Origin of the sequence: Streptomyces daghestanicus (assembly GCF_020521275.1) — a bacterium.
GTDB classification, from domain to species: Bacteria; Actinomycetota; Actinomycetes; order Streptomycetales; family Streptomycetaceae; genus Streptomyces; species Streptomyces griseoviridis.
The window spans coordinates 513,255-535,131 of sequence record NZ_BNDX01000018.1 but is presented as its reverse complement, the minus strand read 5'-3'; the positions used below and the strand labels follow the sequence as shown (position 1 = coordinate 535,131).

The window sequence follows — 21,877 nt, the reverse complement described above, 5'->3', positions numbered from 1 at the left end:
TCCCTTCGGGTCGCCGCGCCGGGGGCCGCCGCTTGCCGGGGGCGGCGCGGGGCGGCACGCTGCGGGGATGGCCACCTTGCTGATCGTGCATCACACGCCGTCCCCGAACTGCCAGGCGCTGCTCGAAGCCGTGGTGTCCGGGGCGTCCGCGCCGGAGATCGAGGGGGTCCGCGTGGTGCGGCGCGCGGCGCTGGCGGCCACCGCCTCCGACGTGCTGGCGGCCGACGCGTTCGTCCTGGGAACCCCGGCCAACCTGGGCTACCTGTCGGGCGCCCTCAAGCACTTCTTCGACCAGATCTACTACCCCTGCCTGGACGAGACGCGCGGGCGGCCGTTCGGCGCCTATGTGCACGGCGGCAGCGACACCACGGGCGCGGTGCGCGCCCTGGACACCATCACGACCGGGCTCGGCTGGCGGCGCGCGGTCCCGCCGGTGACCGCGACCGGCGAGCCCGGCAAGGCCGACCTGGCGGCCTGCTGGGAACTGGGGGCGGCCCTCGCCGCCGGCCTGACGGAGTGAGCCGGCCGGCCCCGTCTCCCGGCGCCGGGCCGCGCGGTGCCGGCCCCGGCACCCGATCGCACCGCCGTGAGCAGGGGCGACACCGGGAGCCGAGGCGCGGTGCGGACGCCTCGCGCACACTGGTGTCATGCGCGACGTCGACCGGCCGGAGGACGTGTCACGGCGGTTCCGCCCGGTGCCCGAGAGCGCGGCGGCGGCCCGGCGTTTCGTACGGGACGCGCTGGACGGGAGCGCCCGGGAGAGCGCCGGCACCGCCGCGCTCCTGGCCGGCGAGCTGGTGACCAACGCCGTGCTGCACGCCCGCACCGACGTCGAGGTGACGGTCCGGGTCCGGGAGGGCCGGCTGCGCGTGCGGGTCGCCGACGGCCGGCCGGACCGCTCCCCCGTGCCGCGGCACTACCCGCCGTACGCGGGGACCGGGCACGGGCTCGCCCTGGTGGCGGGGCTGGCGTCGCGCCACGGGGTGGAGACCGGGGACCGGCACAAGACGGTGTGGTTCGAGCTGGACCCGGCTCACGCCCCCGGCGCGGACACCGCCGACACGGACCCGGGCATCGGCACGGGCACCGAGACCGACCCGGGCATCGGCAGGGACAGCGAGACCGGCCCGGGCATCGGCAGGGACAGCGAGACCGGCCCGGGCATCGGCAGGGACAGCGAGACCGGCCCGGGCATCGGCACGGACACGTACACCGGCGCGGGCACCGGCACCCGCCCCGGGGTCCCCTCCCGTCCCGCCACCACCGTGACCCTCGTCGACGTGCCGAGCGCCCTCTGCTCGGCGGTCCAGCAGCACCGGCACGCGCTGCTGCGCGAACTCGTCCTCGCCGTGGCCGCCGGCGGCGGTCCCGGGGTACGTGCCGGGGACCTCGCGGTCGCCGCCGGCATCGACCGGGTGATCAGCTCCGGTGTCCCGGACACGCCGGACGGTCCGCTCCCCGGGACCCAGCTGCGTTCCCTGCGGCTGGCGATGCCCGCCGGCGCCGCGCGGGCGGTGCGCGTCCTGCGCCGGGTGCTCGCGCGGGCGGAGGAGGCGGCGCGGGAGGAACTCCTGCTCGCGCTGCCCGCCCTGCCGCGCGCCCGTGCCTTCCAGGACTGGATGTTCGGCCAGATCCTGGGCCAGCTCGCCGGGGACCGGCCCACGGCCTGGACCGTGACGCCCCGCGAGCCGGACGTCGCCGCGTCGGCGCCGGTGCCCTGGGAGCCCGGTCAGGTGCGGGCCGGCCGATCCCCGGTCATCGCCGCCGACACCGACAACCGGATCATCGCGGCGAACGGCCCCGCCGGGGACCTGCTCGGCTGGCGGCCGGAGGACCTCGTGGGGCGGCGGCTCACCACCCTGATCCCCGAGCACCTGCGCCGCCGGCACAGCGAGGCGTTCACCTCCCTGCTGCTCACCGGGCGGTCCCGGATCGTGGGCCGCTCCGTACCGCTCCCGGCGCTGCACCACGACGGCCGGGTGGTTCCCGTACAGCTGTACATCGAGACGCAGGAGACGGCCGACGGCGAGACCGTCTTCGTCGCCCGGCTCGCGCCCCGGGCCACCACGTCCGCCGGACCGCCGGCCCCGCCCGGCCGCCGGGCGCCGTCGCTCCCCGAGGACGAGGGGACGCCCGCCGCGCGCCCGCCCAGGCCCGGGGCCGGCGGCCCGTCGGACCTGGACGCGCTGGAGCGGCTCGCGCTGCTGGCCGACGCGGGCGCCGCGCTGAACGACTCCCTCGACCTCGGCGAGGGGCTGAACGCCGTCGGCCGGCTGCTGACCCGGCGGCTGGCCGACTGGTACGCGGTGGACCTGTTCACCGAGGACGCCCGCGTGGAACGGGTCCGCGTCGTCCACCGCGATCCCGGCGGGGTGCGTCCGGAGCGGTACGAGGGCAGGCTGCCGCCGCTCTCGGAGGCGTCCCGCGGGCCGCTGGCGCGGGCGCTGCGCGGCGCGGGACCGCTGCTGCTCACCGGAGTCCCGCCGGGCGGTCAGGTCGGCAGCGCGCTGGACGCCGGCTACCGGGACCTGTTCCGGGGGCTCGGCGCGGGCAGTGCCGTCGTCGCGCCCCTGCGGGCCCGCCGGGAGATCTTCGGCACCCTGACCCTGGGCCGTGGTGCCGGGCGGCGGCCGTACGGGGATGCGGACCTGTCCCTCGTCGGCGACCTGGCGCGCGGCCTGGCCCTGAAGGTGGACAACGACCGCCTGTACCAGCAGACCCGCGACATCGCCGAACGCCTCCAGCACTCCCTCCTCCCGGTCCTCCCCGAGGTCGAGAACCTCCAGGTCGCCGCCCGCTACGCCGCGTCGTCCGCCACCGCCCAGGTCGGCGGCGACTGGTACGACAGCTTCATCCTCCCCGGCGGCGGCACCGCCGTGGTCATCGGTGACGTCACCGGGCACAACCTCGACGCGGCCATCGCGATGAGCCAGTTGCGCAGCATGCTCCGGGGCATCGCCGTGGACCGCCAGGAGCCGCCGGGGATCGTGCTGCGCCGCCTGGACCTGGCCAACCACAGCCTGTACCGGGAGGCGACCGCCACCTGTCTCTACGGCCTGGAGAAGGGCTCCCCGGACGGGCCGTGGGAGCTGGTGCACTCCTCCGCCGGTCATCCGCCGCCCCTGCTGGTCACCCGGCGGGGCGACGCCCGCTACCTGGAGGAGGGCTCCGGCCTGCTGCTCGGCATGGACCCGACGGTGCCCCGCCGCTCGGCGCACACCGTGCTGCCGGCCGGCTCGACCCTGCTGCTGTACACCGACGGGCTGATCGAGCGCCGCGACGAATCCCTCGACCGGGGCCTGGCCCGGCTGCGGCGGCACGCGGCGGAGCTGGCGCGCGAGCCGCTGGAGACGTTCTGCGACGAGCTGCTGATCGGCCTGGGTGCCGACAGCGCCGACGACATCGCCGTCCTCGCCGTCTGTCCCGCGCCGCGCGTCTGAGGCGCCACGGAACGGCCCGGGGACGGAACGGGAAACCGAGGTGCCCCGTCCGCGACCGGTCGGGTACCGTGCGGCCCATGTCGAGTCCCGAGTCGGACGAGGTGGGGGCTCACGGTCACGCCGTCAGCCCCCTGACCCCCTGAGTACACGCACCACCGCACTCCCGGTCGGGTGCTGACCGCGGTGACGAGCCGGCCTGTCCGCGCCTCCTCCCACCTCGGAGCCACTCGATGCCTTTCCCGCTGTACCTGCTCGCCCTGGCCGTGTTCGCCATGGGCACCTCGGAGTTCATGCTCGCCGGCCTGCTGCCGGACCTCGCCGGTGACCTCGGCGTCCCGGTCGGGACGGCCGCCCTGCTCACCCCGGCGTTCGCGGTCGGCATGGCCGTCGGCGCCCCGCTCATGGCGGTCCTCGTCCGCGGCCGGTCCGGCCGCGCCGGTCTGCTCACGTTCGTGCTCGCGTTCGCGGCGGCCCACGTCCTGGGCGCGGTCACGTCCGGCTTCCCGGTCCTGTTGGCGACCCGGGTGGTCGCGGCGCTCGCGAACGCCGGGTTCCTCGCCCTCGCCCTGACGACGGCGGCCGGGCTGGTCCCCGCCGACCGGAAGGGACGCGCCCTGGCGGTGCTGCTGTCGGGCACCACCGTGGCGATGGTCGCCGGCGTCCCCGGCGGTGCCCTGCTGGGCGCGCTGTTCGGCTGGCGGGCCGCCTTCTGGGCGGTCGCCCTGCTCTGCCTGCCCGCGGCCGCCGGCCTCCTCACCTCGGTCCCGGCCGGCCCCGCGCGGCGGGACGCGCCCGCCCGGCCGGCGCTCCGCGCGGAACTGGCCCGGTCGGCGCGTCCCCGGCTGCTCCTCGTCATGCTGCTCGGCGCGCTGGTGAACGCGGCGACCTTCGCCGGCCTCACCTTCCTCGCCCCGGTCGTCACCGGCCCCGCCGGGCTGGGCGAACTGTGGGTGCCGGTCGCGCTGGTCCTCTTCGGCGCCGGCTCCTTCGCGGGGGTCACCGTCGCCGGCCGGCTGTCCGACCGGCGGCCCGGCCTGGTCGTCGCGTACGGCGGTCCCCTGCTGCTGGCCGGCTGGCCGGCCCTGGCCCTGCTGGCCGAGCGGCCGGCCGCCCTGCTCGTCCTGGTCTTCGCGCAGGGCGCCCTGTCGTTCGCGCTCGGCAGCACCCTGATCACCCGGGTCCTGTACGAGGCGGCGGGCGCCCCCACCCTGGCCGGCTCCTGTGCCACGGCCGCGCTCAACGCCGGCGCCGCCGGCGGTCCGGTCGTCGCCGCGGCCACCCTGGGCGCCGACGGCACGGGCCTCGGTCCGCTGTGGGCGAGTGCGCTGCTGGTGCTGGCCGCCCTGGTGGTCGCCTGGCCGGCCCGGGGCGTCCTGCGCGGCGCGTGATCCACCGCACCACCGCCGGGCGGGCCGGGGACGGCGGCCGGGGCCGTGTCCGTACGCCGCGTGGCCCGCCCTCCGGACGGGCGGGAGGACTTCGCGGGCGCGGTCCAGTCTTTCGAGTCAGGAACTCTGTTCAGACAACCGGCGAGGGTTCGAGGATTCTCCCGGGCGTGGACGCTTCCGCGGCCGCCTCGCCGTGTCTGCTTGCTGGCCGGTTCTGCGAACCACCGCTCGACCAGGGTGAACCAGGACGAGCCGGTGGGCGTGGAGTGCAGGCGGAAACGCGGGTGGGCCGGCGGCTTGAACGTCTCCGAGCGGTGCGGGTGCGGGCCGACGGACCGCCAGATCCGCGACACGGCCGACTGCGACAGACCCATCTCCTGGGCCGTCACCCGCGCCGACCAGTGCGTGACGTTCCTCGGCGTCGGCTCCGGCGTCCGCTTGACCACGGCGGCGACCTGCCCGTCGGCGACCGTCCGGGGGCCGCCGGACCGCGGCATGTCACCCAGTCCGGCGATCCGGTGCTCGACGAACCGCTTCCGCCACCGGCCCACCGCATGCGGTGCCGGACCGAGCCGGGCGGCCACGTCCTTGTTCCAAGCACCGGTCGCACAGGCCGGGACGATCCGGCAACGCGAAGCCCGCGCCCGCCGAGCGGCGCCGCACCCACCCCTCCAGCGCGGCCCGCTCGTCGTCCGGCAGGGAGTTCCTGGCTCAGAAGACCGGAAGACTAGAAGGCCGCCCGGAAGATCAGGAACATGGTCACCGTCGCGTTCGCCGAGGACATCACGGACGCGGCGGTCCCGGCGGCGGCCGCCCACGCGGCCAGGCCGACCGACGTGAAGAGCGAGGGGCGGCGGCGGGCCGCCGGGGCGGGCCCGAGCAGGGCGGCCACCCGGCGCGGCACCGGGCCGGGCACGGCGGCGAGCCCGGCGAGGGTGGCGAGCGGGGTGCCCCGGGAGACGAGGGCCGCCTTGCCGATGGCGGTCGCCACCGCCCGGCGGTTCCCGGTGACCCGCGCGGCCTCCTCGTCGGCCCACCGCTCGGCGGTGTAGGCGACCGCCGTCCGCAGGGGCCGCAGGAAGGGGTTGGCGAGCGCGGCGAGCCGGACGGCGAGCAGGAAGCGGTGGTGCCGGCCGGCCAGATGGGCGCGCTCGTGGGCGAAGAGCGCACGGCGTTCGGCGGGTTCGAGGCGGTCCAGCAGGGCGGTGGTGACCACCACCCGGTCCCGCCGCCCGCCGGGAAGCGCGTACGCGTAGGGGATGTCGTCCGGCAGGACGGCCACCGAGGTGCCCGGCAGCCCGGCCAGCGCGCCGTGGGCCCGGCGGCGTACCCGGCCGTGCCGCCACAGGGCCCGGCCACAGGCCATGAGGACCGCGCACAGGGCGGGGATCGCCGCCTTGCCGGCCACCTCGTCGTAGGGGACGGCGGCCCGCACCTCGGGGTCGGACCAGCCGTCGGGCAGCGGGTTGCCGGGGAGCTGGGCGGTGCCGACGACCATCACCAGCGCCAGGCAGACGGTGCTGCACAGGGCCATCACCGCGGCGACGGCGGTGAGCAGCCGGGTCGCTCCGCGGGGGTGCAGGTGCTGCTCGGCCAGGCGCGCGACCGGCCATGCCGTCAGCGGCAGGACCAGCGGGAGGAAGACGAAGACCCCCATGCGGTGTCAGTCTTCCCCTTCGCCCCGGGAACCGCCGCCGGAGCCGGGACGGGAGCCGTCACCGGGGGCGCCGGCATGCCCCAGCAGGTCGCGCAGGAGCCGCTCGTCGTCGGCGTCGAGGCCGGTGACGAAGCTGGCGAGGACGGCCTCGCGGTCGCTCTCGGCGTCCAGGACCTTGCGCATCTTGCGGGCGGCGAGGCCCGCCTGGTCGGCGGCGGGCGTCCAGGCGAAGGACCGGCCGGCCCGCTCCCGGGTGACCGCGCCCTTGTCCAGGAGCCGGGTGAGGATCGTGATCACGGTCGTGTAGGCGAGGCCGCCGCCGAGGCGTTCCTGCACCCAGCCGGCCGTCGCCGGTCCGTCGGCCTCGCCCAGCGCCGACAGCACCAGTGCCTCCAGCTCGCCCTGCCCCCTGCGGGGACGCGGGTGATCCGCCACGGTCCGTCTCCTCTCCGCCGCCGTCCGTTTCCCGGGGCGCCATCGTATAGAGGCGGCCGGTCCCGGAAGCATCCGGACGGCTTCCTCGCGGACCGGCGGCCCTCCCCCGGGGCACCACCGCCGTTCCCGCCGCCCGCGTTCCCCCGCCGGTCACCCTCCCGTCACCGGAAAAACGTTCCACCGACCCCCTCCGCACCCAAGATCACACCCGTACCGTGTTGTCATGTCTCCGACCTCCGAGGAGTACCGGTGAGGCACCCCTTCCGGCGGCTGGCCGTCTCCGCCCTGACCCTGGCGGTCGCCGCCCTCCCGGCCGGCCCGGCGCTGGCCCGGCCCGGCCACGGCGCGGCGGCCCTGCCGGCCGTGCACCCCCGCGCCGAGACGGCCCCGCTGACCGACGACGAGGCCGGCGGCAACGCCGACGCGGACGATCCCGCGATCTGGCGGAACGCCGCCCAGCCGGACCGCAGCCTGGTCGTCGCCACGGCCAAGGAGGGCGGCCTGCGGGTCTACGACCTCGACGCGCGGCTGGTGCAGTCGATCGCGGCGCCGGCCGGCCCGACGCCCGACGCCGCGCCCGGCCGGTTCAACAACGTCGACCTCGTGCAGGGCATGAAGCTGGGCGGCCACCGGGCCGACCTCGCGGTCACCACCGACCGCGGCAACGACCGCCTGCGCGTCTACCGCATCGACCCCGCCGCCCCCGGCGGCCCGCTGACCGACGTCACCGACCCGGCCGCCGCGCCGGTGTTCTCCGCCGGCCAGGCCGAGATCGACGAGCAGCGCACGGCGTACGGCCTGGCCACCTGGACCGACCGCGCCACCGGCCGTTCCTACGCCCTGGTCAGCCGCCGCGAGCGCTCCACCCTCGCCCTGCTGGAGCTGACCGCGACCGCCGCCGGCCGGGTCGGCTACCGCGAGGTCCGCACCCTCGACCTGCCCTCCGCCTTCCGTCTGCCCGACGGCACCTCCTGGTCGCCGTGTGCCGAGCCGGGCGAACTCCCCCAGGTCGAGGGCATGGTCGTCGACCCGGACAACGGCGTCCTGTACGCCGGCCAGGAGGACGTCGGCATCTGGCGGCTGCGCGCCGACCTCACCGGCACGCCCCGCCTGCTGGACAAGGTCCGCGAGTACGGGGTGCCCGGCACCTACGACGAGAGCACCGAGGAGTGCGTCGCGGGCGCCGGCCCCGGCTACGGCGGCACCCGGCTGACCGCCGACGTCGAGGGGCTGACGCTGCTCCAGGAGGACGACGGCGACGGCTATCTGCTCGCCTCGAGCCAGGGCGACGACACCTTCGCCGCGTACGACCGCGAGACCGGCGAGGGCAACGAGTACGAGGGCGGCTTCCGGGTCACCGCCGCCTCGGCGACGCTGGACGGTTCCGAGGAGTGCGACGGCGCGGCCGTGCTGAACCGGCCGCTCGGGTCGCGCTACCCGAACGGGCTGCTGGTCGTGCAGGACGGGCACGACACCCCCGGGGACGGCGAGACGGCCGTCACCGACTTCAAGTTCGTCGACCTCGGGGACGTACGGGACGCGCTGGACGGCTGACGGCCGCGCTCAGGCGCAGCAGGAGCGCCGGTCGAGGCGGCAGAAGCAGGACGCCTCGACCGGCACGTCCGCCAGCGCCTTCGCGGTGCGCAGCTGCCGTTCGACGATCCGCGCCTCGCCGTCCTTGCCGAGCCGGACCAGGCACTCGTGCAGGCCGTGCAGCGCCCAGACGTTGCCGGGGTGCTGGAGGGCGCGCGGCAGGGTGTCGTCCAGGCCGAGGTCGGCCCGGTAGACCGCCTCGGCCTCCGCCACCCGCCCCTGTTCCAGCAGCAGGGCGCCCAAGGCGTGCCGGGTGGGCTGCATCCAGCCCCACGGCTCGTCGTAGGGGAGGCCGTCGTCCAGCTCGACGGAGCGGCGCAGCGCGGTGAAGGCGGCCTCGAAGTCCCCTTTTCGGTAGGCCAGTTCGCCGTCGAGCATCGCGGAGGCGATGGCGAGGAGATCGGCGCAGGTGTTGTTGAACAGGGTGCGTGAGGCGGGCACGCGGGTGACGGCCCGCCGGAACAGTTCGCGTTCGCGTTCGGCCTCGGCGACCCGGCCGGTGGCCGAGAGCGCGACGCCGCGCGCGTAGCGCAGCATCGCGGTGGTCACGCGGTACAGGTCCGGGTCGGCGGGGAGCGGCTCGGCGAGGATGTCCGCCCAGCGGCCGAACCGGATCAGCACATGGGCCCGCATGGCGAGGAAGCCCTCCAGCCAGTCGGCCATCGGCGGGCTCTCCACCCGCAGCAGTTCCTCGGGGATGGACTCCGCCAGCCGGTCCGCCGTCTCCAGGGCGTCCCGGAAGCGGCCCAGGAACATCGCGCCGTAGATCTTGAAGTGGTGGTTGTGCGAGCGGTACAGGGTGTAGAAGTTCATCGCCCCGGCGCGGGCCAGGTACTTCTCGTCGGCGGCGGTCGCGGCGGTGTTGTCCGACAGCACCCTGCGGTAGTCGCCGCACAGCACCTCCAGGTGGGAGGGCATGTGCAGGAGGTGCCCGGCGTCGGGGACCAGGTGGCGCAGCCGGTCGGCGACGGTCAGGGCCGCCTCGGGGGTGGCGGACATCTCCATCAGGTGGACGTAGAGGTGCACGAGGCCCGGGTGGTCGCGGCCCGCCCCGGTGGCGAGGGCTCGGTCCAGGACCGTCTTGGCCTCCAGGGTGCGGGCGCCCTCGGCGGGGCGGCCGGTGCGCAGGTCCCAGAGCTGCCAGGGCGTCAGGTTCATCAGCGCGTCGGCGTAGAGGGCGGCGACGTCCGGGTCGCCGGGGGCGAGGTCGTGGACGGCACGCAGGGCGTCGGCGTACGGCTCGTTCCACACCGAGCAGTCGGCGACGGCGTCGGGACGCGGGTAGCGGGCGCGCAGGGCGCCGATCAGGGCCCGTTCGACCGGGGTGGCCGCGGCGGCCCTGGCGTGGGCGCGCTCCACGGCGGCGTGGGTGCGGTGGACGGTCAGCGCGAGTTCGGCCGGGTCGAACGCCGCCCAGGGCTTGTTGTAGTTGGGCCCGAGCGCGTAGGCGAGGCCCCAGTACGCCATGGCACAGTCCGGGTCGGCCGCCGCGGCGGCCTCGAAGCAGGCGACGGCCTCCTCGTGGTGGAAGGCGTACGTCCACACCAGGCCGCGGTCGAACCAGGTCTGCGCCTCGGGTGACGTGGTCGTCACGGGGCGGTGGTGCGTGCCGAGGTCGTAGTAGTCGTCCATGCCGGACGTATAGCGCACGGCACGGCGGGGCCGCGGCCTTCCGGCACAAGTGCGCCGGATCGGGTGCGGCCCCGCCGCCGGGCGGCGCGAGGGCCGGGATCAGGTGAAGTTCACGTCACTGCACAGGAAGTACGTCTGGTCCATGTGGGACGCCTGCCAGATCGTGTACACGACGTGCCGGCCGCTCAGACCCGAGGTGCTGACCGGGATGTCGTAGGTGTTGGCGGGGGCGTACCTGCCGGTCTGGGCGACAAGCTGGAGGCTGCTCCAGGTCAGCGGCCGGGTGGCCGGGTCGAAGCCCTGCTTGGTGACGTAGACCCGGAAGTAGTCCGCGCCGTGGCTGGCCTGGTCGTACAGGTGGACGGTGAAGTCGTCGGTGGCGATGTCCGTGGTCTTCCAGGCGCCCACCGCGTCCAGCGCGTTGTACCGGCCGCCCTCGGTCCGGCCGCCGCTGCACAGCTGCCCGTCGGGGACGACCGCCTGGAAGTTCCCGGCGGAGCCGTTGCGGTACAGGCCGTTCCAGTTCCACATGGCGTTGGGGTCGGCCTGCCACGCCTGCCAGCACATGGGGTCCTGCTGGGCCATGGCGGGGTTCTGGAAGTCGCTGCCCCAGCGCAGCCAGCAGCCGTAGTTGCGGGAGGCGGGGTCGACGACGGAGCCGTGCGCGACGGCGGTGCCGCTCCACGGGACCAGGGCGAGCAGGGCGGCGGCGAACGCGCTGAGGACGAGCGTCAGGACGCGGCGCCCGGCCCCTAATGTGTTGGGGTCATGACAATCTCGTGCGGGACCGAACATGGTCTCCTTCTTCCAGGTGGGGGACCGATGAAGGATGGGACGCGGGAGCGATGTGGGAGCGCTCCCAATGCACAGGCTGCGCCCTGCGAAACACGGCCGCAACCTTCGTTCTCGCCAGATCCGCCGGGGCGGTGGCGCGTTCGACGCGGGTGTTCGACAGGGCGCGGCGCGGGGCTGCCGGGTCCGGCGGCTCAGGGGCGGAGCACGAGCCGGATCGGGTGGCCCACCTTGTCCTCCAGCCGGGCGACCGCCGCGGCGGCCTCGGCCAGCGGCAGTACGCCGCTGATGGAACCGGAGAAGTCCAGCCGGCCGCCCTCGATCAGCCGCAGCAGCTGGGGCAGCGCCACCGGCATGTCGGAGCCGTAGTGGCCGAGAATGCGCTGCTGGAGGTAGCTGAAGCGGGTGCCGTCGGTGACGGTGAGCGGCTTGTCCGTCAGGCCGGCCAGGACCAGGCGGCCCTTGGGGGCGAGCACCGTCAGGGCCTGCTCGCGCACCGCGGGCACGCCCGCGAAGTCGAAGGCCGCGGCGATCCCGGCACCGCCGGTCGCCTTGCCGACGGCCTCGCGCAGACCGGGGTCGGCGGAGTCCAGGACGAGGTCGGCGCCGGCGGCGAGGGCACGCTCGCGGGCCACCGGGTCGGGGTCGACGGCGATCACCGGGCAGGCCCCGACGGCGCGCAGCAACTGCACGGCGTGCACACCGAGTCCGCCGACGCCCCAGACGCCGACCGCCTCGGCGGGGCGGACCTCGCCGGTCCCGGTGATGGCGCCCCAGGGCGTGGACACCGCGTCGGGGATGATCGCGCCCTGCTCGAAGGGGATGGCGTCGGGGAGCAGGGTCAGGGCGTCCGCCGAGGACAGGGCGTACTCGGCCCAGCCGCCGTCGTAGTCGACGCCCCGGGTGTAGGTGACGCCGTCGCGCACCTCGCCGGCGTACAGGACCACACGCTGCCCCGGCGTCCAGGCGGTGACGCCCTCGCCCGTCCCGGCGACGGTGCCGGAGACCTCGTGGCCGAGGGTGACGGTGTCACCCCGGAGGAACAGCGGGGTGAGGGTGCCGTCGATGAGGTGGACGTCGGAGAGGCAGACCCCGGCCGCCTCGACCCTGACCAGCACCTCGCCGGGGCCGGGCTGCGGCCGGGGCACCTCCTCCACGCGCAGGGTGCGGCTGGGCACGTGCAGACGGGCGGCGAGCATCCGCTCCATGACGGGACCTCCTCGGTGCGGTGGCGACCTCACTCGTATCGCAGGTCGTCTTGCGTTGACCGTACACCCAACGCAAGTCGGGTTGCTTTAAGCTGGGGTGATGACCGCCCCTGAGGACTCCCCCGCGTCCGTCGTGCCGCCGCTGCGCCGCCGTGGTGAGCCGATGCGGCGGGCGGTGCTCTCCGCCGCGGTGGAGCTGCTGTCGCGCGAGGGCCTGGCGGGGGCGACCGTCGCGGCGGTCGCCCGGGCGGCGGGGGTGCACGAGACGTCGGTCTACCGCCGCTGGCGGACCCGGGAGAACCTGATCCTCGACGCGCTCACCAGCGAGCTGGACTCGGCGCTGCCGATCCCCGACACCGGGCGGGTACGGGAGGACCTGCTGGCCTTCTTCGACCGGCTGGCGCGGCTGCTCGGCACCCCGCAGGGGCACGCCCTGCTGCGGCTCAGCGTCGAGCGGGACGACACTCTGGACGACCGGCGCGGCCCCTACTGGCGGGACCGGCTGGACCGCGCCGTGGTGATGGTCCGGCGCGGTGTGCAGCGCGGCGAGCTGGCTCCCGGCACCGATCCCGGGCTGCTGGTCGAGGCGGTGAGCGGGCCGCTGTTCGTCCGGGCGCTGCTCAGCCGGGCTCCGCTGGACGAGGCGCTGGTGACGGGTCTGGTCGACCTCGCTCTGGACGGCGCGCGGCCGGGGAGACCGGCCGGTACGTAGGCCCGCCGGAGGCGGGCCCGGACGCGCCGGCCGGCGAGAGCGGCGGCGTACCCCGTCGGCGGGGTCCGTGCGCCGGGCCGGTGTGACGGGCCGGCGAGGTCGGCGTGCCCGGCGCCCTTGTGGCGTTCCGGCCGGGGTGTGACGATGCCCGCGTCGTCACCGCCGACGGAGGGACACCGGACGTGCCCGAGGGAGAGCAGCGGCGGGCGCCGGCCGCCGTGGTGTTCGACGCGCTCGGTGCCGCCTACGAGCGGGCGTTCGCCGGGTCCGCCGCGCACGGCAGGTCCCTGGCGTGGCTGCTCGGCCGGCTGGCGCCCGGCAGCCGGGTGCTGGACGTGGGCAGCGGCACGGGCCGGCCTACGGCGGAGACCCTGGCCCGGGCGGGGCACCAGGTGCTGGGCGTGGACGTCTCGCCCGTGATGGTGGAGCTGGCGGCGCGGCAGGTGCCCGCCGCCTCCTTCCGGTGCGCCGACATCCGGGAGTTCCCGCTCGACGAAGGGTCCTTCGACGCCGTCTGCGTGTACTTCGCGCTGCTCCAGCTGGACCGGGCCGGGCAGACCGCCGTGCTGCGGCGGCTGACACGGGCGCTGCGGCCCGGCGGGCACCTGGTGCTGGCCACGGTGCCGCTGGACGTGGAGGCCGCCGAGGGCGTCTTCCTGGGGCAGCCGGTCCGGGTGACGAGCTTCCCCGCCGACGCGCTGGCGGCGGTGGCCGAGGGGGCCGGTCTGGAGGTCCTGGAGCGGACGGAGGACCTGTTCACGCCCGCGCATCCGCGGGCCGTGCCCGAGCCGCACCTCTTCCTGCACTGCCGGCGCCGGGACGCCGCGCGGCCGGCCTGAGCCTCCGGGGCGCGACCCCGAACGGGGTAACAGCACACGCGCCCGCCGCGCGGCGCGGCCAGAGTGGTGCGCATGACAGACAACGGCGACCGCGGACGCGGTACGACGTCCACCACCGAGCGACGGCGCCCCGTGCGCGGCGCCCAGGACGCCGCCCGGCGCGCCGCGGACAGCCTGGCGGCGCTCGTCCACCACCGTCTGGAGGGCGTCTCCGCGGTGGGCCGGAGCGAGGACGACGGCTGGACCGTCCACGTGGACGTCCTGGAACTGGCACGCATCCCCGACACCACCAGCCTCCTCGCCACCTACGAGGTCGAACTGGACCCGGCGGGCGACCTGCTGTCCTACCGGCGGATCGCCCGCTACCGGCGCGGCGCCCAGGACCGATGACCCGACCGATGACCGGACCGCAGCCCCGACCGGTGACCCGGCCCCCGACCGCACCGGAGGACCGGCCTCCGGCCCCACCGGAGGCACAGCCTGCGTACGCGACCGCACCGGAGACCCGGCCGATGACCGGCCGGGCGCCCCGTCCGGCGCCGGGCCGGTGGCCGGACCGCTGACGGGCCGCTCCCGAGGCCCGCTCCCGAAAAGGACCGTCGCATGATCACCACCTACGAAGACGAGGTCGTCTGCGCGCCGCGCGCCGGCACCCTCTACGACGTACTGGAACTCATCCTCGACCGCGGCATGGTGATCGACGTCTTCGTGCGGGTCTCGCTCGTCGGCATCGAGATCCTCAAGGTGGACGCCCGGATCGTCGTCGCGAGCGTCGACACCTACCTGCGGTTCGCCGAGGCCTGCAACCGCCTGGACCTGGAGCGCGACGTGCGTTCCAAGACGGTGCCGGAGCTGTTCGGCGGGCCGGTGGCCAAGGCCGTCGGCCGGACCGGCGCGAGACGGACGGCGCGGTCGCTCACCGACAAGGTCCGCGACGTCCTCGCCCCGCCCGAGCAGGACCTGCCCGAGGAGGACCTCCCCGCCGAGGACCTCCCCGCCGAGGACGTCCGCGACGGGGTACGGACCCCGGCCGGCCGGGAGCGGGAGCGGCGCGCCGCGCGCCATCAGCGCCGGTCCCCGGCGGCCCGCCCCGGCGGCGAGGCCCGCCCCCGAGCCCGCCGCCGCCCGGCGGCCGAGGAGTGACCGTGCCGACGCTCGCACCCCCCGCCGTCACCGGCCTGGGCACCCTGTACGTCTACGGCATCGCCGCCGCCGGGGTCCGCGCCCCGCGCGCCACGGGCGTGGCCGGCTCCCCGGTGGGGCTGCTCACCGAGTCCGGGCTGTGCGCGGCCGTCTCCCCGGCGCCGGAGCGGCCCCGGGCACGCCGCCGCGACCTGCTGGCCCACCAGGCGGTCCTGGAGGAACTGGTCGCGCAGGGCCCGGTCCTGCCCATGCGGTTCGCGGTCCTGACTCCGCGGCCGGACGCCCTCCGCGCCCAGCTACGCTCCGACGCGGCCCACTTGAAGCGGCAGCTGGACGACATCGCGGGCTGCGTGGAGCTGAACGTCAAGGGCACGGTCGTCGCCGACTGCCTCGCCGAGCTGGTGCGCCGGGACGAACAGCTCCGGACGCTCGCCCTGCGGGCCCGGCGCCGGCCCGGTTACGACGCCGACGTACGGCTCGGCGAGGCGCTGGCCAAGGCCGTCCGACGGGAGGCATGGCGCGCGGCGCGCGAGGTCCTCGCCCGGTTGACGCCGCTGGCGGTACGGACCGCCGACGGCCCGCTGGACGACGGACGGGTGCTCAGTACGTCGTTCCTGGTGCGGGCCGACGACGAGCCGGGGTTCCGGCGGGAGGTGGCCGCCCGGGCGCGGGCCCACCGGGACCGGCTGGCGCTCGGTGTCACCGGCCCGCTGCCCTGTTACAGCTTCGTCGAGGCGCGTCCCGCGTCGCGGTCGGCCGGGCGGTGACGGCCATGGGACTGGTGAGCGGTCTGTTGCTGCTGCCCCTGGCGCCGGTGCGCGGCACGCTCTGGGTCGCCGACCACCTGCTGGAGGAGGCCCGGCGGCAGACGCGCGACCCACGGGCCGTACGGGCGCGGCTGGCCGCGCTGAACCGCGCCCTGGACATGGGCGCCATCGACGAGGCGGCCTTCGAGCGGGAGGAGGAGCGGCTGCTCACGCTCCTCGAACGCCGGACCCGGCCGCGCACGACCACCCACGGACCATCGCAGGGAAGGCACGTATGAGTGACAACAAGGCGGCACTGGCGGCGGCCATGGCCGGCGGCTATCTGCTGGGACGGACGAAGAAGGCGAAGCTGGCCCTCGTGGTCGGCTCCTATCTCACGGGCCGGCGGCTCGGGGTGTCACCGGCTCAGGTGCTGTCCCGGTCACTGGTCCGGCTCCAGGAGGCGCCGCAGTTCCGCGAGCTGACGGACCAGGTGCGCGGTGAGCTGTTCACCGCCGGGCGCGCGGCCGTCACCGCCGCCACCGACCGGAGTCTGTCCCGCTTCGCCGACGCCCTCCGCGACCGCACGGACGCGCTCGGGGCGACGGACAGCCGGGACGGGGCGCAGCCCGAGGACGCGGACACGGACACGGACACGGACGCGGACGAGAACCCGGACGAGAACGTGGACCAGAACGTGGACGAGTTCGACGACGACGAGTTCGAGGACGAGGACGAGGACGGCCCTCCGCCCCGGAGGGCGGCGAAGAAGGCCCCCGGCCACCGGCCGCCACCGGTGCGGACCACCGCCAGGAAGACGGCGGCACCGGCGCGTCGGCGGGTCCCGGGGGGTGGCCGCGGATGACCGGGAACCGGGCACTCGACAGCCTCAAGGACGCGCTCGGCGGCTACCTCTCCGCCAAGGGCACCGACCTGACCGGCAAGGCCGGCGAACGGGTCAAGGGACTCACCGGCCGGCTGACCGACCTCGCCGAGGGCAAGAGCGGCGGCGGGGGCGGAAGCGGGGGCGGCGGCTCCCAGGACGGCCGACCGCGCGGCAGCGTCAAGGCGACCCACATCATGGAGACCGTCGACGTGGGCGTGCCGCTGCGCACGGCCTACGACCGGTGGACGCGCTTCGAGGAGTTCAGCGACTTCACCAAGGGCGTCCGGGGGGTCAACAAGAGCGACGACACCACCTCCGACTGGAACGTCAAGGTGGGCCCGTCCGCGCGCAGTTGGAAGGCGACCGTCCAGGAGCAGATCCCCGACGAGCGCATCGTGTGGACCTCAGAGGGCGCCAAGGGCAGTACGACCGGTGTCGTCACCTTCCACGAGATCGCCCCCTCCCTGACCCGGATCGTCGTGGTCGTCGAGTACTACCCGGCCGGCTTCTTCGAGAAGACCGGCAACCTCTGGCGTGCTCAGGGGCGCCGGCTCCGGCTGGACCTCAAGCACTTCGCCCGGCACGTCACCCTCCGGGGCGACGAGGAGGTGGAGGGCTGGCGCGGCGAGATCCGCGAGGGTGAGGTCGTCCGGTCGCACGAGGAGGCGCTGGAGGCGGAGAACGCCGAGAACGCCGAGAACGAGGACGGCTACGACGACGGGGACTACGACGAGGCGTATGACGAGGACGAGCAGGACGACGACGAGGACGCCGAGGCCGACGGTTACGAGGACGAGGCCGAAGAGGACGGCGGCGGTCACACCTACGACGAGGACGATGAGTACGACGAGGACGACGAGGACGACGAGGGGAACGGCGACGACGAGGACGACGGCCGTGGCCCCGCCCGTCCGCGCCGCTGAGTCCCCGGGGAGCACACCGTGACCGACCTCGACCGCCGGTACGCCACGCTGGAGCCGGAGTACCCGGCCGCCTCCGGCAGCCTCGCCGACCTGCTGGAACGCGTCCTGGACAAGGGCATCGTCATCGCGGGCGACATCAAGATCGACCTGCTGGACATCGAGCTGCTCACCATCCGGCTGCGGCTGTTCATCGCCTCCGTCGACACCGCGAAGAAGGCCGGAATCGACTGGTGGGAGACCGACCCGGCGCTGTCCTCGCGGGCCGGGCGGGACGCCCTCGCCGAGGAGAACGCGCGGCTGCGGGCCCGGCTCGACGCCCTGGAGGCGGCCACGGACGCGGACGAGGCCGAGCGCCGTGAGCGGCACGAGCGGCACGAGCGGCAGGAGTACGTGGAGGAGACCCGGTGAGCACTCCGTCCCCGTCCTCAAGCCTCGTCTGTGCCTTCGCCGTCACCCGTACGCCGCCGCCCGCCGGTCTGCCGGCCGCCGCCGGTCACGAGGAGGGCGGCCCGCTGCGGCAGCTGCCCGCCGGGGACCTGTGGCTGGTCGTGCAGGACGTGCCGGTCGCGGCGTTCGGCGAGGCGGCCCTCGGTGAACGCCTGAACCGGCCCGCCGACCTCGAACGCTGCGCCCGCGCCCACCACCGGACCGTCGAGGCCGCGGCCCGGACGGGGCCGGTCGTCCCGCTGCCCATGGCCACGCTCTACCGCTCCGACGAGGGTGCCGTCGACGCCGTCACCTCCCGCGCCGCCGCGCTGCGCGCGCTGCTCGACCGGCTGCGCGGCCGTACCGAGTGGGCGGTGAAGGTGCACGCCGCCCAGGTCCCGGCCGAGGGCGCCGGAGAGGCCGAGGAGGCGGGGGCGGAGGACGCCGGCGGTTCCGGCGGGCGGTCCTACCTCAGCCGGGCGTCCGCGCGCCGCCGGGTCCGGCAGGACGGCCACGGCCGGGCGGTGGCCGCCGCCGAGGCCGTCGACGCGGAGCTGCGGCGGTACGCCGTCGCCGCCACCCGGCACCGCCCGCAGAGCGAGCGGCTCACCGGCCGCCGCGCGCCCCAGCTGCTCAACGCCGCCTATCTGGTGGACGACGCCCGCCGGGAGGACTTCGCCGCGGCGCTCGCCCGGCTCGGTGGCGCCGGCGGCCCGGCGGGCGTCGAGGTCGGCGCGTCGGGACCCTGGGTGCCGTACTCCTTCGCACGGTGGGACGAGGAGGGCGACCCGGAGCCGGAGCGCGAGGTGGTCCGGCCGTGACCGCCCCGGACGTCCGTGAGCCCGGCCTCACCCACGTGCCGTGGAACGGCCCCGAGCGGTACGCGCCGGTCGGGGTCCCGCTGGTCGACCTGCTGGACCGGGTGCTGGCGACCGGCGTGGTGGTCAGCGGCGACCTGGTGCTGGCCATCGCCGACGTACCGCTGGTACGGGTGTCGCTGCACGCCCTGCTGTCGTCGGTGAACGAGCGGGTGCCCAGCCCCTGGCCGGACAGCGGGCCGCTGTGAGCGCGCCCCGCGACCGCACCCTGGACCTGGACCCGGACCGGGTCGGCAACGACCTGGCCGCCCTGGTGCTGACCGTGGTCGAACTGCTCCGGCAACTGATGGAGCGTCAAGCGGTGCGGCGCTTCGACGCGGGCACGCTGAGCGAGGAGCAGGAGGACCGGCTCGGCACCGCGCTGATGCTGCTCGACCAGCGCATGGACGAGCTGTGCGAGCGGCACGGGCTGAGCCGCTCCGACCTCAACCTCGACCTCGGCCCGCTGGGTCCGCTGCTCGCCGATCCGGAACCCTGATCACCCGCACCCGGCGATCGCTATGATGAGCCGAAACGCTCAAACGAACATTCTCGGGTGAGGCTCGGGTGGGTGGGGAGGCCCAGGTGCGGGAGCCGGTCGATCTCAGGCGGCAGCGGATCCTCGCGGCGGTCCGGGCGCGGGGCGCCGCGCGGGTGCGCGATCTCGCCGAGGAGTTGCAGGTCTCCGTGGTGACGGTGCGCCGGGACGTGGAGGAGCTGACCCGGGCGGGCCGGTTGCGGCGCGGTCACGGTGTGGTGCGCTCGACCGTGCCCGCCGCGGAGGCGCCCGCCGCGGCGGACCCGCGCGGCGGGGGCCGGGTGGCGCTGGTGGTGCCGGAACGGCACGCGTATCTGACGGAGGTCCTGCACGGCGCGCGGACGGTCCTGGAGGAGGCCGGGGTGCCGTTCGCCCTGCACATCGCGCCCCGGGGGCCGGGGGCGGAGCGTCCGCTGGTGGAGCGGGCGCTCGCGGACGGCGCCGCCGGGCTGCTGCTGGCGCCGCGCTGGCTCGCCCGGTCCCACGAGGAGGCCGACCAGGACTGGCTCGCCGCGCTGGACGTGCCGACGGTGCTGATGGAGCGCCGGCCGCGGCCGGGCAGCCCCTCGCACGCGCTGGACTCGGTCTGTTCCGACCACTGGTACGGCGCGCATCTGGCGGTGGAGCACCTGGTGGGGCTCGGGCACCGGCGGATCGTGTTCGCGACGCGGGAGGACAGCCCGACCGCGCGCACCCTGCGGGCCGCGTTGACCGAGACGGCCCGGGCCCATCCGCTGGTGGTGGCGTGGGCGTGGGCGCTGAGCGCGCCGGGGGCCGGGCAGGAGGGGCCGTACGCGGCGGACGGGACGGCCGAGGTGCCGGCGCTGCTGCGCCGGACCGGGGCGACGGCGCTGGTGGGGCACGGCGACGAGGACGCCCTGATGATCGTCCAGCGGCTGGCGCAGGAGGGCGTGCGGGTGCCCGAGGACTGTTCGGTGGTGGCGTACGACGATGTGGTGGCCGGCCTCGGGACACCGCCGCTGACGGCCGTGTCGCCGCCGAAGGCGGAGGTCGGGCGGGTGGCCGCGCGGCTGCTCCTCGACCGGTTGCGGGGCGCGCCGGAGCGGTCGGTGCGGCGGGTGGAGCTGTTGCCGCGGCTGACGGTGCGCGGCTCGACGGGGCGGCCGGCCGACGCCGGGTGACCCGGTGCCCGGCTCCTGCCGGTCGTGGGTGATGACCTTCCTTGCACGATCGTTTGATCGCTTTAGTTTCCTCTGATCGATCTATTGACCGTTTCCGTTCGAGCGATCAGGATTCCCGTGTCCCGAAGAGTCGTGTCGTGGACGACGACACACCCAGAGCCGCGGGAGGCGCCATGCCCGGTCGACACAGTCGTCGATCCGTGCTCGCCGCGCTGGCCGCCGTGCCGCTGACAGGAGCCCTGGGCGCCTGCAGCGGCACGGGCGCCGGCAGCCGGTCGAGCGGCACGAGCAGTATCACGCGCATCACCTTCTGGTCCGCGCTGCGCGGCAGCCAGGAGGTGGTCGACGCGTTCAACCGCACCCACGACCGTGTCCAGGTCGACTTCCAGCAGATCCCCTCCGGCGGGCAGGGCGGCTACGCCAAGCTCAGCAACGCCGCGCGGGCCGGCAACGCACCGGACATCGCCACCATCGAGTACCCGCAGGTCCCGGGGTTCGCCATCGACGGCGTCGCCCGGGACATCACCGACCTGGTCGACGACCGGCTGCGGCGCAAGCTGCTGCCGCAGGCGCTCGGCCTGACCACCTTCGAGGGCCGGGTGTTCAGCGTGCCGCTGGACATAGAGCCGATGGTGCTGCACTACCGCGCCGACCTGTTCGAGCGGTACGGCCTCCGCCCCGCCCGCACCTGGGACGAGTTCGCCGAGCAGGCGCGCACCGTGCGGCGCGAGGCGGCCGGCCGGCGGCTGGTGCTGTTCCCGACCGACGGGATGACCCAGTTCGCCGCGTACGCCTGGCAGGCCGGCGCCCGGTGGTTCGACACCTCGAAGGGCGCGTGGAACGTCTCCCTCGCCGACGCCCCCTCGCGCCGGGTCGCCGCGTACTGGCAGCGGCTGATCGACGCCGGCGAGGTGTTCATGAACGCCGTGGAGAGCCGGCAGTCGGACGCGCAGCTCGGCAACGGCCTGGTGCTGACCCGGCTCACCGGTGCCTGGGACGCGGGCGCGCAGATGAACGCCCGCCCCGGCCAGAAGGGGCAGTGGCGGATCGCGCCGCTCCCCCAGTGGGACCCCGCCCGCCCCTCGGTGGGCACGCACGGCGGCTCCACCTTCGCCGTCACCAAGGACAGCCGGCACCCGGAGGCCGCCATGGAGTTCATCGCCTGGCAGGTCTCCCACCCGGACGCGCTGCGCGCCCGGCTCTCCAGCGGCACCAGCAGCCAGTACCCGGCCGCTCCCGACCTGGTCCCCGTCGGACGGGAGGCGTTCGACCGCTCGTACTACGGCGGGCAGGACATCTACGCCCTGTTCGAGCGGGAGGCCGAGAAGATCGGCGGACAGTGGACGTGGGGGCCGCGGATGACCGCCACGCAGAAGGTCATGCAGGACTCCTTCGCCCGCGTCGGCGGCGGTCAGGGCAGCCTCGTGCAGTCGCTGCGCACCGCGCAGGAGGGCACCATGCCCGACCTCAAGGCCCTGGGCCTGTCCACCACCCAGCACAGCACCTGAGCCGCCGAAAGG

Annotated in this window: 23 protein-coding genes and 1 pseudogene; 18 read left to right on the top strand and 6 right to left on the bottom strand. The window is 75.6% G+C overall.

The features are described 5' to 3' along the window. Positions 1 to 67 precede the first annotated feature (67 nt). The 3 genes from Sdagh_RS34910 (at position 68) to Sdagh_RS34900 (ending at position 4,828) form a co-directional block, all read left to right on the top strand. Positions 68 to 520 (top strand): flavodoxin family protein, encoded by a 453-nt coding sequence (locus Sdagh_RS34910; RefSeq protein ID WP_189414227.1) that lies wholly within the window; start codon positions 68 to 70, stop codon positions 518 to 520. 127 nt (positions 521 to 647) lie between these two features. Next, a complete protein-coding gene (locus Sdagh_RS34905; protein ID WP_226536174.1) occupies positions 648 to 3,440 on the top strand; it encodes a SpoIIE family protein phosphatase in 2,793 nt (930 codons plus the stop codon). A 230-nt stretch (positions 3,441 to 3,670) separates the two neighbouring features. Then, the gene (locus Sdagh_RS34900; RefSeq protein WP_190011964.1) at positions 3,671 to 4,828 is read left to right on the top strand and encodes a Cmx/CmrA family chloramphenicol efflux MFS transporter; all 1,158 of its coding nucleotides are present in this window, start codon (positions 3,671 to 3,673) and stop codon (positions 4,826 to 4,828) included. A gap of 398 nt (positions 4,829 to 5,226) precedes the next feature. On the opposite strand, the pseudogene Sdagh_RS36605 reads toward Sdagh_RS34900, so the two are convergent. From Sdagh_RS36605 to Sdagh_RS34885, 3 genes and pseudogenes are all read right to left on the bottom strand, one after another. Continuing rightward, positions 5,227 to 5,412 (bottom strand): annotated as a pseudogene (locus Sdagh_RS36605) (helix-turn-helix domain-containing protein); the annotation flags it as partial. A 143-nt stretch (positions 5,413 to 5,555) separates the two neighbouring features. Next, positions 5,556 to 6,485: a M56 family metallopeptidase gene (locus Sdagh_RS34890; RefSeq protein ID WP_190076498.1), complete on the bottom strand. Its 930-nt coding sequence runs from the start codon at positions 6,483 to 6,485 to the stop codon at positions 5,556 to 5,558. A 6-nt stretch (positions 6,486 to 6,491) separates the two neighbouring features. Further along, entirely contained in the window at positions 6,492 to 6,920 is a 429-nt protein-coding gene (locus Sdagh_RS34885) for a BlaI/MecI/CopY family transcriptional regulator (protein WP_189414223.1), read from the bottom strand. 249 nt (positions 6,921 to 7,169) lie between these two features. Between Sdagh_RS34885 and Sdagh_RS34880 the strand changes: the two genes are divergently transcribed. Then, on the top strand, positions 7,170 to 8,474 hold the full coding sequence (locus tag Sdagh_RS34880) for a phytase (protein ID WP_372478494.1): 1,305 nt from the start codon (positions 7,170 to 7,172) through the stop codon (positions 8,472 to 8,474). Between the two features lie 9 nt (positions 8,475 to 8,483). On the opposite strand, the gene Sdagh_RS34875 is transcribed toward Sdagh_RS34880, so the two are convergent. The 3 genes from Sdagh_RS34875 to Sdagh_RS34865 form a co-directional block, all read right to left on the bottom strand. Further along, positions 8,484 to 10,145 carry a tetratricopeptide repeat protein gene (locus Sdagh_RS34875; protein WP_189414222.1) on the bottom strand — a complete coding sequence of 554 codons (1,662 nt, stop codon included), beginning with the start codon at positions 10,143 to 10,145 and terminating at the stop codon, positions 8,484 to 8,486. Between the two features lie 99 nt (positions 10,146 to 10,244). Beyond that, positions 10,245 to 10,940, bottom strand: a complete 696-nt coding sequence (locus Sdagh_RS34870) for a lytic polysaccharide monooxygenase auxiliary activity family 9 protein (RefSeq protein WP_189414221.1) — start codon at positions 10,938 to 10,940, stop codon at positions 10,245 to 10,247. Between the two features lie 191 nt (positions 10,941 to 11,131). Then, positions 11,132 to 12,145 (bottom strand): zinc-binding dehydrogenase, encoded by a 1,014-nt coding sequence (locus Sdagh_RS34865; protein WP_189414220.1) that lies wholly within the window; start codon positions 12,143 to 12,145, stop codon positions 11,132 to 11,134. A 163-nt stretch (positions 12,146 to 12,308) separates the two neighbouring features. Here Sdagh_RS34865 and Sdagh_RS34860 point away from each other — a divergent pair, with 163 nt between their 5' ends. The 14 genes from Sdagh_RS34860 (at position 12,309) to Sdagh_RS34795 (ending at position 21,865) form a co-directional block, all read left to right on the top strand. Further along, a complete protein-coding gene (locus Sdagh_RS34860; RefSeq protein WP_372478503.1) occupies positions 12,309 to 12,857 on the top strand; it encodes a TetR-like C-terminal domain-containing protein in 549 nt (182 codons plus the stop codon). A 182-nt stretch (positions 12,858 to 13,039) separates the two neighbouring features. Then, the gene (locus Sdagh_RS34855; RefSeq protein ID WP_226536163.1) at positions 13,040 to 13,696 is read left to right on the top strand and encodes a class I SAM-dependent methyltransferase; all 657 of its coding nucleotides are present in this window, start codon (positions 13,040 to 13,042) and stop codon (positions 13,694 to 13,696) included. A 72-nt stretch (positions 13,697 to 13,768) separates the two neighbouring features. Continuing rightward, a complete protein-coding gene (locus tag Sdagh_RS34850; protein WP_189414218.1) occupies positions 13,769 to 14,086 on the top strand; it encodes a gas vesicle protein GvpO in 318 nt (105 codons plus the stop codon). 216 nt (positions 14,087 to 14,302) lie between these two features. Next, positions 14,303 to 14,839: a gas vesicle structural protein GvpA gene (locus Sdagh_RS34845; protein ID WP_189414386.1), complete on the top strand. Its 537-nt coding sequence runs from the start codon at positions 14,303 to 14,305 to the stop codon at positions 14,837 to 14,839. 2 nt (positions 14,840 to 14,841) lie between these two features. Continuing rightward, the gene (locus Sdagh_RS34840; protein ID WP_190076496.1) at positions 14,842 to 15,606 is read left to right on the top strand and encodes a GvpL/GvpF family gas vesicle protein; all 765 of its coding nucleotides are present in this window, start codon (positions 14,842 to 14,844) and stop codon (positions 15,604 to 15,606) included. A gap of 5 nt (positions 15,607 to 15,611) precedes the next feature. Then, positions 15,612 to 15,884 (top strand): gas vesicle protein GvpG, encoded by a 273-nt coding sequence (locus Sdagh_RS34835; protein WP_190076495.1) that lies wholly within the window; start codon positions 15,612 to 15,614, stop codon positions 15,882 to 15,884. Then, entirely contained in the window at positions 15,881 to 16,450 is a 570-nt protein-coding gene (locus Sdagh_RS34830) for a hypothetical protein (RefSeq protein WP_190076494.1), read from the top strand. Before Sdagh_RS34835 ends, Sdagh_RS34830 begins: the two co-directional genes overlap by 4 nt. Next, positions 16,447 to 17,394 (top strand): SRPBCC family protein, encoded by a 948-nt coding sequence (locus Sdagh_RS34825; RefSeq protein WP_190076493.1) that lies wholly within the window; start codon positions 16,447 to 16,449, stop codon positions 17,392 to 17,394. The genes Sdagh_RS34830 and Sdagh_RS34825 overlap by 4 nt, the downstream gene beginning before the upstream one ends. 18 nt (positions 17,395 to 17,412) lie before the next feature. Then, the gene (locus tag Sdagh_RS34820; RefSeq protein WP_190076492.1) at positions 17,413 to 17,802 is read left to right on the top strand and encodes a gas vesicle protein; all 390 of its coding nucleotides are present in this window, start codon (positions 17,413 to 17,415) and stop codon (positions 17,800 to 17,802) included. After that, complete coding sequence (locus Sdagh_RS34815; RefSeq protein ID WP_189414212.1) at positions 17,799 to 18,641, top strand: GvpL/GvpF family gas vesicle protein; 843 nt, start codon at positions 17,799 to 17,801, stop codon at positions 18,639 to 18,641. The genes Sdagh_RS34820 and Sdagh_RS34815 overlap by 4 nt, the downstream gene beginning before the upstream one ends. A gap of 35 nt (positions 18,642 to 18,676) precedes the next feature. After that, positions 18,677 to 18,886 (top strand): gas vesicle protein, encoded by a 210-nt coding sequence (locus tag Sdagh_RS34810; protein WP_189414385.1) that lies wholly within the window; start codon positions 18,677 to 18,679, stop codon positions 18,884 to 18,886. Further along, positions 18,883 to 19,176 carry a gas vesicle protein K gene (locus tag Sdagh_RS34805; protein ID WP_189414211.1) on the top strand — a complete coding sequence of 98 codons (294 nt, stop codon included), beginning with the start codon at positions 18,883 to 18,885 and terminating at the stop codon, positions 19,174 to 19,176. Before Sdagh_RS34810 ends, Sdagh_RS34805 begins: the two co-directional genes overlap by 4 nt. A gap of 86 nt (positions 19,177 to 19,262) precedes the next feature. Further along, positions 19,263 to 20,357: a substrate-binding domain-containing protein gene (locus tag Sdagh_RS34800; protein WP_190076491.1), complete on the top strand. Its 1,095-nt coding sequence runs from the start codon at positions 19,263 to 19,265 to the stop codon at positions 20,355 to 20,357. A 173-nt stretch (positions 20,358 to 20,530) separates the two neighbouring features. Then, the gene (locus tag Sdagh_RS34795; protein ID WP_189414209.1) at positions 20,531 to 21,865 is read left to right on the top strand and encodes an ABC transporter substrate-binding protein; all 1,335 of its coding nucleotides are present in this window, start codon (positions 20,531 to 20,533) and stop codon (positions 21,863 to 21,865) included. The last annotated feature ends 12 nt before the right edge of the window (positions 21,866 to 21,877 follow it).